General features: G+C 73.4%; 11 protein-coding genes. 7 read left to right on the forward strand and 4 right to left on the reverse strand.

Annotated elements, in window-relative coordinates; translation table 11 throughout:
- Positions 1 to 442: 442 nt before the first annotated feature.
- Positions 443 to 2,590: a serine/threonine-protein kinase gene (locus ABT122_RS20735; RefSeq protein WP_351554062.1), complete on the reverse strand. Its 2,148-nt coding sequence runs from the start codon at positions 2,588 to 2,590 to the stop codon at positions 443 to 445.
- Positions 2,591 to 2,727: 137 nt separating this feature from the next.
- On the opposite strand from ABT122_RS20735, the gene ABT122_RS20740 reads away from it, so the two are divergent.
- Positions 2,728 to 3,057, forward strand: coding sequence for a peptidase (locus tag ABT122_RS20740; protein WP_451067891.1), 330 nt, complete (start codon positions 2,728 to 2,730; stop codon positions 3,055 to 3,057).
- A gap of 33 nt (positions 3,058 to 3,090) precedes the next feature.
- A complete protein-coding gene (locus ABT122_RS20745; protein WP_351554064.1) occupies positions 3,091 to 3,612 on the forward strand; it encodes a hypothetical protein in 522 nt (173 codons plus the stop codon).
- A gap of 158 nt (positions 3,613 to 3,770) precedes the next feature.
- Here the strand turns inward: ABT122_RS20745 and ABT122_RS20750 are convergent, their stop codons facing one another.
- The 3 genes from ABT122_RS20750 to ABT122_RS20760 all read right to left on the reverse strand — a co-directional run bounded on the left by ABT122_RS20750 (position 3,771) and on the right by ABT122_RS20760 (position 7,739).
- Entirely contained in the window at positions 3,771 to 4,256 is a 486-nt protein-coding gene (locus tag ABT122_RS20750) for a glutathione peroxidase (RefSeq protein ID WP_351554066.1), read from the reverse strand.
- A gap of 63 nt (positions 4,257 to 4,319) precedes the next feature.
- Entirely contained in the window at positions 4,320 to 5,198 is an 879-nt protein-coding gene (locus tag ABT122_RS20755; RefSeq protein ID WP_351554069.1) for an acyl-CoA thioesterase, read from the reverse strand.
- 27 nt (positions 5,199 to 5,225) lie between these two features.
- Entirely contained in the window at positions 5,226 to 7,739 is a 2,514-nt protein-coding gene (locus tag ABT122_RS20760) for a DEAD/DEAH box helicase (protein WP_351554072.1), read from the reverse strand.
- A gap of 148 nt (positions 7,740 to 7,887) precedes the next feature.
- Here ABT122_RS20760 and ABT122_RS20765 point away from each other — a divergent pair, with 148 nt between their 5' ends.
- The 5 genes from ABT122_RS20765 (at position 7,888) to ABT122_RS20785 (ending at position 15,072) form a co-directional block, all read left to right on the forward strand.
- The gene (locus tag ABT122_RS20765) at positions 7,888 to 8,679 is read left to right on the forward strand and encodes a metal-dependent hydrolase (RefSeq protein WP_351554075.1); all 792 of its coding nucleotides are present in this window, start codon (positions 7,888 to 7,890) and stop codon (positions 8,677 to 8,679) included.
- A 599-nt stretch (positions 8,680 to 9,278) separates the two neighbouring features.
- Entirely contained in the window at positions 9,279 to 11,570 is a 2,292-nt protein-coding gene (locus ABT122_RS20770) for a dynamin family protein (protein ID WP_351554077.1), read from the forward strand.
- Positions 11,560 to 12,930 (forward strand): P-loop NTPase family protein, encoded by a 1,371-nt coding sequence (locus ABT122_RS20775; RefSeq protein WP_351554080.1) that lies wholly within the window; start codon positions 11,560 to 11,562, stop codon positions 12,928 to 12,930. Before ABT122_RS20770 ends, ABT122_RS20775 begins: the two co-directional genes overlap by 11 nt.
- 7 nt (positions 12,931 to 12,937) lie before the next feature.
- Complete coding sequence (locus tag ABT122_RS20780; protein ID WP_351554082.1) at positions 12,938 to 14,005, forward strand: diguanylate cyclase regulator RdcB family protein; 1,068 nt, start codon at positions 12,938 to 12,940, stop codon at positions 14,003 to 14,005.
- The gene (locus ABT122_RS20785) at positions 14,002 to 15,072 is read left to right on the forward strand and encodes a patatin-like phospholipase family protein (protein ID WP_351554085.1); all 1,071 of its coding nucleotides are present in this window, start codon (positions 14,002 to 14,004) and stop codon (positions 15,070 to 15,072) included. Before ABT122_RS20780 ends, ABT122_RS20785 begins: the two co-directional genes overlap by 4 nt.
- Positions 15,073 to 15,422: the final 350 nt, after the last annotated feature.

Consider the following 15,422-nt stretch of genomic DNA (forward strand, 5'->3'; position numbering starts at 1 on the left):
GCCGGCTCTGGGAGGAGTTCGAGGCGCGCCATTTCAGCCCCACCGGCGACCTGGGCACCCCCAGCCCCGCCGGCGTGTGAGCCGCCACCCTCGGCCCCGCCGGTGTTCCGAGGAGCGGCAATCTCAGCCCCTCCGGGCAATTGCGCCGCGCCCACTCAGCCCCTCCGGCGTGTGAGCTGCCACCCTCGGCCCCGCCGGTGTTCCGAGGAGCGGCAATCTCAGCCCCTCCGGCGTTTGAGGAGCGGGGGTTCGGGGGCTGGCCCCCGACCGTGGCCCGCGGGATGCGGGGCCCTGTGGACCGGGGTCCGTCCTCAAACTCCCCCAGAGCTGCCTCTGGGAGGTCCCCCCAGACGGGCTGGGAATGCTCGGGCGCCCGTGCCGCGAGGCCCGTCCTGGCCCGGGTCCTGCGGGCGGCACCTCCCCGCAGCCCCCACCCCCACCCTCACCCCCCAGCCCCCCCGAACTCCCTCGCCCGCACCCCGAACACCGCCCCATCCGGCGCCGTCCCATACACCTTCCCCGCCCCCACCACCGGCGCCCCCAGCATCGAAGCGAACGTGTACCGCCCGTCATCCATCCGCGGCTCCGTCTGCCCCACCTGCTTCCCGCTCCCCGCCTCCACCGCCAGCACCCGCCCGTCCCCCGCCGTCACATACACCGCGCGCCCGTCCGCCGCCGGCCGCGACAGATGCGTCACCAGCATCTCCCGCCGCCACTTCTGCTCCCCCGCCGCGAAGTCGATCGCCAGCAGCGAGCCCCCCGACCCGCTCAGATGCACGACCTCCCCGGTGACGGACGCCTGCGCCTGGTCCAGCGGCACATCCACCAGCACCTTCCGCACCTTCCCCGCCCCGGACCCCGTCCCCAGCCGCACCACCGCGTCCGTGAGGCCGTCCTGGTTCACGGACAGCAGATACAGCGAGCCCCCGGCCAGCTGCACCGGCCGCAGATCCCCGTCGAGCCGCCGCTCCCACAGCCTCTCCCCGGTCGCCGGATCGACCGCGGTGAACAGCGTCGTCCGGCCGTCCGCCGCCGGTGTCGCCCCCAGTGCGGGCCCACCGGCACCCGGCGCGGTCACCCACTGCGTACCGACCCCGCCGTGCCGCCGCTCCCACAACCGCTTCCCGGTCGCCGCGTCCACCGCCCGCACCGCCCCCTTGCCGCCCACCAGCAGCACCACATCCCCGATGTGCCGCACGGTCGAGTACGCGGCGATCCCCGCGCTCCAGCGCACCTTCCCGGTCCCGGGGTCGAGCGCCTCCAGCAGATCCCCGCCCGGCGCGACCACATGCAGCAGCCCGCCGGCGAACAGCGGCGCCATCCCACCGTCGGCCTGCGCGGCGCCGCCGCCCCCGGCCCTCAGCGACCAGCGCGTCTTCCCGGTGATCGGGTCGAGCCGGGCCGCCTTGACCCCGGGGGCGGCGCAGTACAGACCGGTGAGCCCGGGGCCCGCCGTGCAGACCGGGGTCCGGTTCTCCCCGTCGCCCGCGTCGAGCGTCACGCTCCACCCGGTGAAGGTCCGTGCGGCCGAAGGCGCCGTCGGCTTCGGCGACGGGGACCGCGACTCCTCCCCGCCGGACCGCAGGGCCAGCACCCCGGCCACCGCCAGCAGACCCCCCGCTGCGGCCAGCGCCCCCCACCGCAGACGCCGTCCCGTCCCCCGGCCGGCCCGGGGCCCGCCCGCCTCCACCGCGCCGGGAGCGTACTCACGGGGGTCGGGCGTCCTCGGCACGGGGATGTACGCCTCGGTGTCGTACGACGCCGACGGTGTCGCCCCCCGCAGCGCGACCATCACCTCGTGCGGCGTCGGCCGCTCCCGCGGCTCCTTCGCGAGACAGCGGAGCAGCAGCGGTACGAGATCGGCCGGCACCCCGGTCAGATCGGGCTCGTCGTGCACGACCTGGTACGCCACTATGTACGGGCTGTCCGAGTCGAACGGCCCCCGCCCGGTCGCCGCGTGCACCAGCACCGAGCCCAGGGCGAAGACATCCGCCGAGGGCCCGACCTCCCGCGGCCGCTGGAACTGCTCGGGCGCCATGAACGGCGGTGTCCCGATCAGCTTCCCCGTCTCGGTGCGCAGATCGCTGTCCGTGGGGCGGGAGATCCCGAAGTCGATGACCTTCGGCCCGTCGGACGCGAGCAGCACATTGCTCGGCTTGAGATCGCGGTGGACGACCCCGGCCCGGTGGATGTCCCGCAGCGCCTCCGCGAGCCCGGCGCCCAGCCGCCGCAGCTCCGCCTCCTCCAGCGGCTTCCGCTTCACCCGCTCGGAGAGCGTCGGCCCGTCGATGAACAGGGTCGCCATCCAGGGCCGTCCGGCCTCCGGGTCGGCGTCGACGACCGAGGCGGTGAACGCCCCGCTGACCCGCCGCGCGGCGGCGACCTCCTGCCGGAACCGCGCTCTGAACTCGGGATCAGATGCGTGCTCGGCATGAATGACCTTGACCGCGAGCCGCAGTCCCGAGTCGGAGGTGGCCAGATGTACCACCCCCATGCCACCTGTTCCCAGACAGGACTCCAGGTGGTACTGCCCGGCATATTCCGGATGTTCCGCTTCCGGCGACTGTCCAGCGCTGCGCAGCGGCGGCATCCGCGACCCCCGTCTTTTCAGTGCGCACCCGTGACTCACGGAGCTTAGTCGATGCTTCGTCCGTTCCCAGGGTGGCTTGTTAGCCTTCCTCCGTGACACCGTGCGTATCTGCACATACAGCAACGGGGGAGATTTAGATGGCACTTGAAGAAGTACGTCCGGAAATGATCGACAACGCCACCGAAGAGGCCGCGTCGGCCCAGTCCGCACCGCCCGTCGCCAAGCGCTACCCGGTCGCCGAGGGCTACCGGGTGAACGTCCGCAGCGGCCCGGGCACCAACTACCGCCTCGTCCGGGTCCTGCCCCTCGGCGCGCGGGTGCCGATCAACTGCCAGAAGCCGGGGGAGCGGATCGACGGCCCGCTCGGCACCACCAACATCTGGGACTGCATCGCCAACGGCGAGTTCGTCTCCGACGCCTACGTCCGCACCGGCAGCGACGGCTATGTGACCATCCGCTGCTCCTGAGCGCCCGCGCCGCTCCCGGGGATAATCGACTCCGTGAGCGAGCAGAGAAGCACCACCCAGAACAGCGACGGCGGCGGCGAGGGCCCGCGGCCCGAGCCCATCCGATTCTTCGGCACGACGTGGGTCGACCACGACGGGGGGTACGGGCTGCGCCGGGCAGGCGTCGCCGCCGGCGGGCTCCTCGCGGCGGCGGCCGGCTTCCTGGTGCTGCGCCTCGGCTTCGAGGGCCTGGTGATCGCCCAGGTCAGCGGCTTCGTCAACGCGCTGGTCATCGTCGTCTTCGCGGCCTGCGGCGCGATGGCCTTCATCAAAACCTGGGAGGGCTTCACCCGCCGCCCGTCGGGACCCACGGGCCCGGACCAACTGCGCAGCATCAAGGCCGTCGGCTTCATCGGCGTCCTGCTGGCCCACTCCCTGCGCGCCCTCGCCGAGGCGCCGGGCGAGAAGCTGCACCGCACGGAGTACGAGACGGCCCGCGCCCAGTGGGAGAAGCGCCGCTCCACCCGCACGGGCAACCCGGCGGCCCGCGCCCGCCGCAAGGCCAGACGCGCCTAGGTCGTCTCTTTCGGATCGTGCCGGGCTCGCGAGCCCCGGTGCCGCGCCTCGCCGCGTTGTCGTCGGTCGCCGGCGCTCCGCGTGGGCTCCCTCCTCCGCCTCGCGATCCACGGCACCGGACCCCGCTCACCGATCCGGCCCGATCCGAAAGAAACTCCCTAGAGCAGGGCCTCGATCGCCGCGAGGACCTCGGGGGACTCCGGCTCGGTGCCCGGGCGGATACGGGCCACCACCGCGCCGTCCGCGCCGATCAGGAACTTCTCGAAATTCCACTGCACATCGCCGGAGACACCCTCCGCGTCCGGGGTCCTCGTCAGCTCCGTGTAGAGCGGGTGCCGGCCCTCGCCGTTCACCTCGGTCTTGGCCAGCAGGGGGAAGGTCACGCCGTAGTTCGCCGAGCAGAAGGTGCCGATCTCCTCAGCGGTGCCCGGCTCCTGGCCCGCGAACTGGTTGCACGGGACGCCGACCACGGTGAGGCCGCGCTCGCCGTACTGCTGCTGGAGCCGCTCCAGACCGGCGTACTGCGGGGTCAGACCGCACTGGGACGCCACATTCACCACCAGGACCGCCTTGCCGCGGAACGCCGCGAGCGTGGTCGGCTCGTCGGCGAGCGTGCGCAGGGGAATGTCATACAAAGTCGTCATCCGGGAACTCTTCCATCGCGGGGGCAGGGGTAAACAGCGGAAGCGGCGGAGAAACGGGCGCGGTCAGCCGGGAAGCGGACGGAACAGCCCCTCCTGCACCACCGACACCAGCAGCGCGCCGTCCCGGTCGTAGATCCGGCCCCGCGCCAGGCCCCGGCCGCCGGTCGAGATCGGGGACTCCTGGTCGTACAGGAACCACTCATCGGCCCGGAACGGGCGGTGGAACCACATCGCGTGGTCCAGCGAGGCCAGGTCGTAGCCCCGCCGCCCCCACAGCGGCTCCACCGGGATGCGCACCGCGTCGAGCAGGGTCATGTCGCTGGCGTAGGTCAGCGCGCAGGTGTGCACCAGCGGATCGTCGCCCAGCGGGCCCACCGCGCGCATCCACACCGCGCTGCGCGGGTCCGACTCCTTCTCCCTGATCTCCTCCGGGGTCCAGCGCAGCCGCTCCGTGTAGCGGATGTCGAAGGGCAGCCGGCGGGCCATCCGCTCCAGGGTCTCCGGCAGCGCGCCGAGGTGCTCCCGGATCTCCTCGGCGAGACCCGGCAGCGTCTCCGGGGCGGGGAAGTCCAGCCGGGGCGGCAGCTGGTGCTCGATACCGCCCTCCTCCGGCCGGTGGAAGGAGGCCGTCAGATTGAAGATCGTCCTGCCCTCCTGCACGGCGGTGACCCGGCGGGTGGTGAAGGACCGGCCGTCCCGCACCCGCTCCACCTGGTAGACGATCGGCACCCCCGGCCGGCCCGGCCGCAGGAAGTAGGCGTGCAGGGAGTTGACGGGGCGGTCGCCGTCGGTGGTGCGCCCCGCCGCGACCAGCGCCTGGCCCGCGACCTGTCCGCCGAAGACCCGCTGGAGGGACTCCTGAGGGCTGCGGCCGCGGAAGATATTGACCTCGATCCGTTCCAGATCGAGCAGATCCACCAGGTGCTCGGCGGGGTTCGTCATGGCGGTTCTCCTGAGGGTGCGTCCGGATCAGAGCTGGCCGACGGAGGTAACTCGGACGACCGCCAGGCCCTCCTCGTCGGAGGCCGCGAGATCGACCTCCGCGCTGATGCCCCAGTCATGATCGCCGTTCGGGTCCGCGAAGATCTGCCGAACGCGCCAGAGACCGTGCGGCTCGTCCTCCTCGATCAGCAGCAGCCGGGGCCCGCGCGCGTCGGGTCCGGTGCCCAGCTCCTCGTACTCGTCCCAGTACGCGTCCATCGCCTCGCCCCACGCGCCGGCGTCCCAGCCGGACTCCGCGTCCAGCTCGCCCAGGTCGCCCACCCGGTCGAGGGCCGCCAGCTCCACCCGCCGGAACATGGCGTTCCGGACCAGCACCCGGAAGGCGCGGGCATTGGCCGTGACCGGCTTGACCTGGTCGGCCCGCTCCTGGGCCTGCTCCGCGGTCTCCACCTCGGGATTGGCGAGCTGCTCCCACTCGTCCAGCAGACTGGAGTCGACCTGGCGCACCATCTCGCCCAGCCAGGCGATCAGGTCCTGGAGGTCCTCCGACTTCAGATCGTCCGGGATGGTGTGCTCCAGGGCCTTGTACGCGCCCGCCAGATAGCGCAGCACGATGCCCTCGGTCCGGGCCAGCTCGTAGAACGAGGTGAACTCGGTGAACGACAGCGCCCGCTCGTACATGTCGCGGATGACGGACTTCGGCGACACGGGGTGGTCGCCGACCCACGGATGGCTGGTGCGGTAGAGGTTGTACGCGTGCCAGAGCAGCTCCTCCAGCGGCTTCGGGTACGTGACCTCCTGGAGCCGCTCCATGCGCTCCTCGTACTCCACCCCGTCGGCCTTCATCAGCGCCACGGCCTCGCCGCGCGCCTTGTTCTGCTGGGCGGCGAGGATCTGGCGCGGGTCGTCGAGCGTGGACTCCACGACCGAGACCATGTCCAGCGCGTACGACGGCGACTCGGGGTCCAGCAGCTCGAAGGCGGCCAGGGCGAAGGTCGACAGCGGCTGGTTGAGGGCGAAGTCCTGCTGGAGGTCGACGGTGAGCCGGACGATCCTGCCCTGCGCGTCGGGCTCCTCCAGCCGCTCCACGACCCCGCCCGCCAGCAGCGAGCGGTAGATCGCGATGGCCCGGCGGATGTGCCGGAGCTGGTTACGGCGCGGCTCGTGGTTGTCCTCCAGCAGCCTGCGCATCGCGTCGAAGGCGTTCCCCGGCCGGGCGATCACCGAGAGCAGCATGGTGTGCGTGACCCTGAAGCGCGAGGTCAGCGGCTCGGGATCGGAGTCGATCAGCTTGTCGAAGGTGGTGTCCGACCAGGCGACAAAGCCCTCGGGCGCCTTCTTGCGGACGACCTTCCGGCGCTTCTTGGGGTCGTCGCCCGCCTTGGCGAGCGCCTTCTCGTTCTCGATGACGTGCTCGGGCGCCTGCGCGGCGACCAGCCCCGCCGTGTCGAACCCGGCCCGGCCGGCCCGGCCCGCGATCTGGTGGAACTCCCGGGCCCGGAGCGTGCGCACCCGGGTGCCGTCGTACTTGGTGAGCGCGGTGAAGAGCACCGTACGGATCGGGACATTCACCCCGACGCCCAGGGTGTCCGTACCGCAGATCACCTTGAGCAGCCCCGCCTGCGCGAGCTTCTCCACCAGCCGCCGGTACTTCGGCAGCATGCCGGCGTGGTGCACACCGATGCCGTGCCGCACATAGCGGGAGAGGTTGCGGCCGAACTTCGTGGTGAACCGGAAACTGCCGATCATCTCGGCGATCCGGTCCTTCTCCTCCCGCGAGCACATGTTGATGCTCATCAGCGACTGGGCCCGCTCCACGGCCGCCGCCTGGGTGAAGTGCACGATGTAGACGGGCGCCTGCCGGGTCTCCAGAAGCTCGGTGAGCGTCTCGGTGATCGGTGTGCGCCGGTACTCGTACGACAGCGGGACCGGGCGCGTCGCCGAGCGCACCACGGCGGTGGGGCGGCCGGTGCGCCGGGTCAGATCCTCCTCGAAGCGGGAGACGTCGCCGAGGGTCGCCGACATCAGGACGAACTGGGCCTGCGGCAGCTCCAGGATCGGGATCTGCCAGGCCCAGCCCCGGTCGGGCTCGGCGTAGAAGTGGAACTCGTCCATCACCACCTGGCCGATGTCGGCGTCCTTGCCGTCCCGCAGCGCGATGGAGGCCAGCACCTCAGCCGTGCAGCAGATCACCGGCGCGTCCGCGTTGACGGAGGCGTCCCCCGTCAGCATGCCGACGTTCTCGGTGCCGAAGAGCTTGCAGAGGTCGAAGAACTTCTCCGACACCAGCGCCTTGATCGGCGCGGTGTAGAAGGTCACCTGGTCGTTGGCGAGCGCGGCGAAGTGCGCACCCGCCGCGACCAGGCTCTTTCCCGATCCGGTGGGGGTGGAGAGAATCACGTTCGCCCCCGAGACCACCTCGATCAGCGCCTCCTCCTGAGCCGGATAGAGCGAGATGCCCCGGTCCTCGGCCCAGGAGGAGAAGGCCTCGAAGAGGGCATCGGGGTCGGCTTGGGTCGGCAGCTGATCAATGAGGGTCACACCCCCCATCTTGCCTGCCCGCCCCCCGGATCAGGGAACCGGGCGCCGGGCCGAAGATCACGAACGATACGCTGGCCAGTCAACGGGGCTCGGGCCCACGAGCGATGTGTGCCGGTGGACGGCGCACCGACGGGGCGGGGAAAAGCAGATGATGGGACCGGCGCACTCACTCTCCGGGGCGGCGGCCTGGCTGGGCGTGGGCGCGGCGACCGCCGCGGCGGGGCACCCCATGCCCTGGCCGGTTCTCGTCGTCGGCGCGCTGGTCTGCGCCGGCGCGGCCCTCGCCCCCGATCTCGACCACAAGGCCGCCACGATCTCCCGGGCCTTCGGACCCGTCTCCCGCGTGCTGTGCGAGGTCGTCGACAAGCTCTCCTTCGCGGTCTACCAGGCGACGAGGAAACCGGGCGACAAGCGCAGGACCGGCGGGCACCGCACCCTCACCCACACCTGGCTCTGGGCCGTCCTGATCGGCGCCGGTGCCTCGGCGATCGCGGTCACCGGGGGGCGCTGGGGCGTGCTGGCGATCCTCTTCGTCCATCTGGTGCTCGCCGTGGAGGGGCTGCTCTGGCGGGCCGCGCGGGTCTCCAGCGATGTCCTGGTGTGGCTGCTGGGCGCGACCAGCGCCTGGATTCTGGCGGGCGTGCTGGACCAGCCGGGCAACGGCGCGGACTGGCTCTTCACCGCCCCCGGCCAGGAGTATCTGTGGCTGGGCCTGCCGATCGTGCTGGGTGCCCTGGTCCATGACATCGGGGACGCGCTGACCATCTCCGGCTGCCCGATCCTGTGGCCGATACCGGTGGGGCGCCAGCGCTGGTACGCGCTGGGCCCGCCGAAGGCGATGCGGTTCCGGGCGGGGAGCTGGGTGGAGATGAAGGTGCTGATGCCGGTCTTCATGCTCCTCGGCGGGGTGGGCGGGGTCTCCGCCCTGAATGTGATCTGACTCCGGCGCACGGGTGACGCCGCCCCGGCACACGCGCGGCGCGCGCCGCGCACGACCGGCCGGCCGGTCCGGCCGGACCGCCGGTGGCCCTGCCCCCGGCAGGGCCCGGGGCCGCCCTCACGGACCGCACCTCCGGCGCCGTCCCGGCGAGTCCGTCCGGTGACGGGACCGCCCGCCGTGGTGGACCCCGCCGGTGGCGGCGGGCGCGGTGCGCCCGGTTCCACCGGCCTTATACATCTATGCCGAAGGTCTGATTCCGCCACCGCTGGGCCGCTACCGTGAGAACCGGAGGCGGTTCTGGCCATGGCCGAACCCCTCCGCTGCCGCGCCCTGCTCCGACGCGGCACCACACCGGAGGCGGGGGGACAGCGGTGTCCGATCGGGATGGCTCGACGGCGGGGAACGGCTCGGGGAACGACGCGGGGAACGAGCGGGAGGCCGGCCGGGAATCCGGGCGGGAATCCGGGCGGGAATCCGGCCCGGGAAGCGATCGCGGAAACGATCGCCGAAACGATCGTGCGAACGGCCGGGGAGGCGGCCCGGGAAAGGGCCGGGCCGACAGTGACATAGGACTGGAGTCGGCCCGCGCCACGGACGCGGTGGAACTGCTCCAGCAGGTCGTGGAGACGCTCGTCCGGGCCGGACAGCTCAAGCTCAGCTGGAGCGGCCATGTGGAGGGCGAGGCCGGCTCCATCGCGGCCATGCGGCGGGAGCTGGAGGCGGTGCGGGGCGGGGAACTGCGGATGTCGGTGGTCGCCCCGATGAAGGCGGGCAAGTCCACCCTGGTCAACTCCATCGTCGGCTATGAGCTGCTGCCCGCCCGCGCCGCCGCCATGACCACCCTGCCCACCCGGATCGTGCTGGAGCGCAGGATCGCCGAACTCGGCCCGGCCGGCCCCGGCGGCGAGCCCTTCAACCCCGTCCTGGACATCAAGGAGGAGGACGCGGACCGCTTCAACCTCCTCATCAAGGCGCTCCGCAAACAGCTCACCACCGCCGTCGCCGGCCGGGTCTCCGAGCAGTACCCGCATCTCGGGTCCCTGGTCCGGGACATCGCCGACGGCGCGGTCCCCCCGGTCCTGCGGCGCTACGAGGGCCGGGCCCGGGTCCAGGAGGCGCTGACCCTCCTCAACGATCTGATGCGGCTCGCCGGAAGGGTCCTGCCGCCGGACTGGCGGGCCGGTCTCAGCGACGTCCCCGTCGTCCGCACGCCGTACTGGTCCCCGCAGGAGAGCGAGGACGGCGGCCCCGGCCATCTGGTGGTCATCGACACCCCGGGCCCCGACGAGTACGAGCTGTCCGAGATGCTCGGGGACGTCGTCAGCACCCAGCTCAGCGAGAGCCATATCGTCCTGGTCGTCCTCGACTACACCAAGATGGGCGGACAGTCCGACGCCCGCATCCGCGAACTGATGCGGCCCCTGCTCGCCAGGATCGGCCCCGGGAAGCTCTTCGCCGTGGTCAACAAGATCGACCAGAAACGCCATGAGACCGACCTCGACGACGCCGGGATCGTCCGCTCCGTCTCCGCCCATCTGGGCCTGGCCGACGACGACGCCCGGAACCGGGTCTTCACCACCTCCGCCGAGTGGGCCCTCGCCGCCGTGCAGACCCTGGCGGCCCTGCGCGGCGGCGGCACCGCGTTCGAGCCCGCCTCCGACGACAGCGCCGCCCGGCTGCTCAAGCTCGTCTACCCCATGCACTGGGAGGAGGAACTGGAGGACATCAGCGCCGGCGGGCTCCGCCGGGTGGCCCACCGGGCGTGGGAGTTCAGCCGTCTCCAGGCCTTTCTGACCTCCGCCGTCGCCTGGCTGCGCAGGGGAGCGCTCCGGCTCGCCATCGGCGCCGCCCTGGACAAGGCCGCCGCCGAACTCCAGGACCTGGAGTACGCCACCCTCTCCCGGCGGGACCTCATAGGCCGCCGCTCCCACGACCTCCACGAGGCGGCCCGGCACATCGCCGGCGAACTGAGCGCCGTCGCCGGCTTCCGCGACCGGGTGACCGACCCGGCGGCACTGGCGACCGCGCTCTCCGGTGAGCTGCGCCGCCGGATCAAGGCCGCGCGCGAGGACGGCCGGCGGGTCATCAAGAACCACCGCGACGACATGAAGGCCGACGCCCGCAGCCCCGAGGGCGTGGGCTGGGGAGACATGAACTTCCTGAAGTCGATCTTCCAACGGGACGCCGGAGTGATGGAGTTCAGCACCTCCGAGGCAGCCGAGGAGTGCATCCGCCTCCAGACCGCCGGGCCCAAGGCGGAACTCGACGAGATCCTCGAACGCGCCAGAAAGCAGGTCGAGTCCTCGGCCGGGGCCTCCGCCGAACGCCAGGTCCGCAAGGAGAGCGAGTACGTCAGGCCGGTGGTCCGCCGGGCGGCCGAACGGGTCAAGGACGAGTTCAGCATCGAATTCACCATCCCCGAATGGGAGTTGCAGGGCAACGAGACCACCGTCGCCCCGCTCGCCCCCGAGTCCGAAGCGAAGAAGGTCACCCGCGATGTGCAGCGCGAGGTGCACCGCCGCTCCTGGCGCCGGCTCTGGTTCTGGCCCACCACCTACACCATGAACATCACCGAGGTCAGTGAGGAGCAGACCTATCTGGTTCGCGCCGATGTGCTCACCGACAGCCTCCGCGCCTCCTTCGAGTCCTGCGTCGACGAGATCGAGGGCGCGCTCGACGGCCATGTCCGGGAGATGATCGCGGGCCAGATCGCCCAGTACTACGACCGGGTCGAGGCCTTCCTCCACCGCTACCGGGCCATCCTCCAGCAGTCGGCCGCGGACAACACCCTGGAGGAGCGGAAACAGGCCGAGCTGCGGGAGACCCTCAATGTCTTCCACACCCGGGTGCGCGCACTCCAGGGGGAGCTGGAGCAGCTCCGTGGCCTCTGAGCCGTACGCCCCCGGCGCCGGTACGGGCCGTGGGGCCCGGTCCGCCGTCGAGCCCCTGCCGCACACCCTGTGCTGGATGCTCAGCGGACTCCGCACCGCCGCCGTCCGGGCCCTGGGCGACGGGGCGCGCACCGAGCCCCCGCCCGGGGCGCCGCGGCTCCTCGCCGAGCTGGCCGAGGCGCCCGCCGGGCGGCTCGACTACCGCATTCCCCTGGTCGGTCCCATGAAGGCCGGGAAGTCCACGCTGCTCAACGCGATCATCTGCCAGGACCTGCTGCCGGCGCGCGGGCCCGCGATGACCGTCCTGCCCACCCATGTCGTCCCCGTGCGCTCCGCGCCCCCCGCCCCGCCCGTGCTCACCCTCCACCCCGCCACCCTCGCCGTCCTCGCCTGCCTCGGCGCCCTGCTGGCCGCCCCCGCCCGGCGGAGCGCGCTGACCGCCGCCACCCGGCGCCATCCCCAGCTCGCCGCGGTCGCGATCCGGGCCGGCCGGGGCGGTACGCCGTACCTCCCGGCCCGGGTCACCGGCCGGGAGGCAGTCCGGGGCGCCCTGACCGAGGTGAACGACCTCCTCCGGCTCGCCGCCCTGGCCCTGCCGCAGGAGGAGATGGCGCGCGAGACGGGAGCCCTGCGCGCGCCGGAGGTGACCGTCCCCGTGCCCTGGCTCACCTCGGCCCCGGCCGGCGGACGGCTGGTGCTCGCCGACACCCCCGGCCCGGACGAGGAGCTGCGGCCCGGACTCCTCAGCCCCTTCGTCGCGGCCGAGGTGCGCCGGGCCCACGAGGTCCTGGTCGTCGCGGACGCCACCCGGCGCGGCAGCACCGCCGAGGCCATGACCGGCCGGCTCGTCGCCGATGAGGGGCCGGGGCCGGGCGCGACCTTCACCGTCGTCAACCGGTCCGTGCCGTGCGCCCCCGGCCCGGACCCCGCGCTCCCGGTCCGTACGACAGCACACCAGGCCCTCGCCGCCGCCGGGGTGCTCTGGCCGGGCGAGGACGGCGACGACGGCGCCGGGGCGGCCCACCGGCTGCTGCGGACCGTCTTCCCGCTCGACTGGCAGGAGCGCACCGCGCTCCCCGCCGAGCGGCTGCACACCCTCGCCCGGCAGTCCTGGGACGGCTCCGGCCTGCCCCGGCTGATGGACGTCCATCTGCGGGACCGGGCGCGGAGCCCCGGCGGGTGGGCGCTCGCCGCGCTGCTGGCCAGGGTCGGCGAGTTCACCGGCCCGCCGCCCGCCCCGCCGCCGAATACCCCGCCCCTCGCCCCGCCCGACGGTGTCACCGTCCTGGCGCGCCGCCGCGCCCGCCTGGTGCACGCCGCCCGGGACCACTACGCAGGACTGCCCATCGAATGGAGGTGACGCCGTGGTGAGCGATCCCCGAAGCGTCGTCCGGGAACTGCCCCTGATCACCGACCGCATCCTGCTGGAGCTGGCCAACAGCGTGGTGGTGGCCCAGGATCTGACCGTCTACCGGCGCGGACAGTCCCTGACACAGGGCCTGCTCGCCCGGATCACCGGTGGCGAGCGCCAGCGCGAACTGCTCACCGCGCAGGCGCTCATCGACGGACAGGGCGCTCTGATCACCTGGGCCACCGAGCTGTCCGGCCAGGTGCGGGACGCCGATCTCGCGCTGGTCCGGGTCGCCGACTGCCTGCTGGAGACCCGCCGGCGGTTCGAACACTCCGAGGAGCGCGCCTCCGCGCAGGTGGCCCGGCTCGCGGATGTGGTGGCCCGGGTCGCCGAGGTCTGCCAGGAGCGGCTGGTGGAGCTGGCGGACCGGCTGGCGGCGGTGGAGCACCAGCAGGCACTGATCGCCCGCCGGCAGGACGCCGCGGAGAGCTTCCAGTTGTCGGTGGGGCGGTGGGAGGCGGGGCAGACCTACAGCCGGCTGCCGTGGCCCCTCCAGGTGGTGCTGCTGGCGCAGGAGGTCGCCACCGGGCCCGCCGGGGTGCTCATCGGGGACCCCGCGCGCGACACCGTCGGGGAGCGGCTGGTCAACGCGATCCTCGCGCACTCCGCGAAGGACCTCCCCACGGGCGGCTTCACCGTCGCGCGGCTGCTGGACGAGGCGTGCGAGGACACGCCGGAGGGGCAGTTGCGGCTGGTCGCGGAGATCCTCGGCAGCGGGCTGGAACCCGGGCTCGCGGCACCCGCCGGGCCGCTGGTCGCGCTGACCGCCGCCACCGTGGAGCTGTGGGCCCTCCCGGGCGCGGCCCGCCCGGCGCGGCCCGCCGAGACCGCGTACGCGCTGGTGAGCCGCCGCCACGGGATGTGGACCCCGCGCGCCGGCAGCGCGCGCCCCTTCGTGGAGCGGGCCGTCGGCGAACAGCTGGCCGTGGCACGGGCCCTGCGCGGCAGGCTCGCCCCCGGCGCGCCGCCCGGCGCCGCACCCGGGGCGGGGACCGTGGCCGCTCCCGCCGGGCTGCTGCCATGAGCGGGCTGCCGGAACTCGCCGCCGCCGCCCGCGCGGTGGCCGCCGCACCCGGGCCGGGCCGCGCCGTCGAGCCCGCCGGGGAGCGGCCCGCGCCGGCCGGCCGCCCGGGCCGGGTGGGTCTGGTGCTCTCCGGGGGCGGGGCCAAAGGCGCGTACCACGTGGGTGTCGTGGAGTATCTGGCGGAGGCCGGCGCCACCGTCGACGCCATCGCCGGGGCCAGCATCGGCGCCCTCAACGGGGCGGTGCTCGCCTGCGCGGACGATCTGACCGGCGGGGCCGCCGCGCTCGCCGCGATCTGGGACGAGGTCATCGCGCTGAGCCCGGACGAGGTGCCCCCGGCGGCCGGGAAGCTGCCCGAGGAGACCACCTGGGAGCAGCTGCGGCTGCTGCCGCCGCGGCTCGCCGGGCCGGTGGTCCGGGTGTCGACGCTGGAGCGGCTGGTCACCACGCACATCGACGCGGCCCGGCTCGGCGACGGGACCCCGCTGTGGGTGTCCGCGTTCCCCGCGGTGGAGGAGACCGGGCTGCTCGGGGGGTGGAGCTGGGCGGTCGATGTGGTGCGCTCACGGATCGGCGCCCGCTGCGAGTGGCTCCATGTCAACGAGCTGCCCGAGGAGGAGCGCCATCAGGCGGTGCTGGGTAGCTCCGCGCTGCCGGTGATCCTGCCGCCGCGCCGGGTGGGGGAGCGGCTGTACCGGGACGGGGGGCTCGCGGACAACACCCCTGCCGGGGCGCTGGCCCGGCACGCCCGGTGCGATCTGGTGATCGTGGTCCATCTCACCCACGGGGTGCTGTGGGACGCGCATGACCATCCCGACCTGTCGATCATCGAGATCCGCCCGGAGCGCGGGCTGGGCCCCGGGGGGCCGGTGGGCGGGGCGAGCGCGCTGCTCGACTTCTCCCCGGGGAGGCTGCGGGGGCTGCGGGGGCAGGGGTACGAGGACGCGCGGAGGGTGCTGGAGCCGGTGCGGGCGATGTTCGAGGGGGTCGGGGGGATGCTGGCCGCCCGTGAGCTGCTGCGCGAATCGATCGCCCGCCTCCCGGACCAGCCCCCGGGGTTCTCGTGACCCTGCTGGGTGTGCCCCTCCGGGGTGCGGGGTTGTGTTCTCGGGCGCCGGGTGGGCTGGGAGTGTTCGGGCTGCCCGTGGCGCGGGGTCCGTCCTCAATCTCCCTCAGAGCTGCCTCTGGGAGGTGCCCCCGGACGGGCTGGGATACCCCAGCCGTCGGCGACCAGCCCGCCCCGGGGCCTCGCCCGCGCCCCGGAGAACCTGGCTTTGCCGGGGATCTGGGTAACCCCAGTGTTGTCGGTGACCTGAGCAAACCCAGCCTCGCCGGCGTTTGAGGCGCGGGGGTTGGGGGGGGGGGGCCCCCCCCGGGCCCCCCCCCCCCCGGGGGGGGGGGGGGCGGGCGGGGGGGG

This window comes from Streptomyces sp. NPDC001985 (genome assembly GCF_040296845.1).
Classification (GTDB): Bacteria; Actinomycetota; Actinomycetes; order Streptomycetales; family Streptomycetaceae; genus Streptomyces.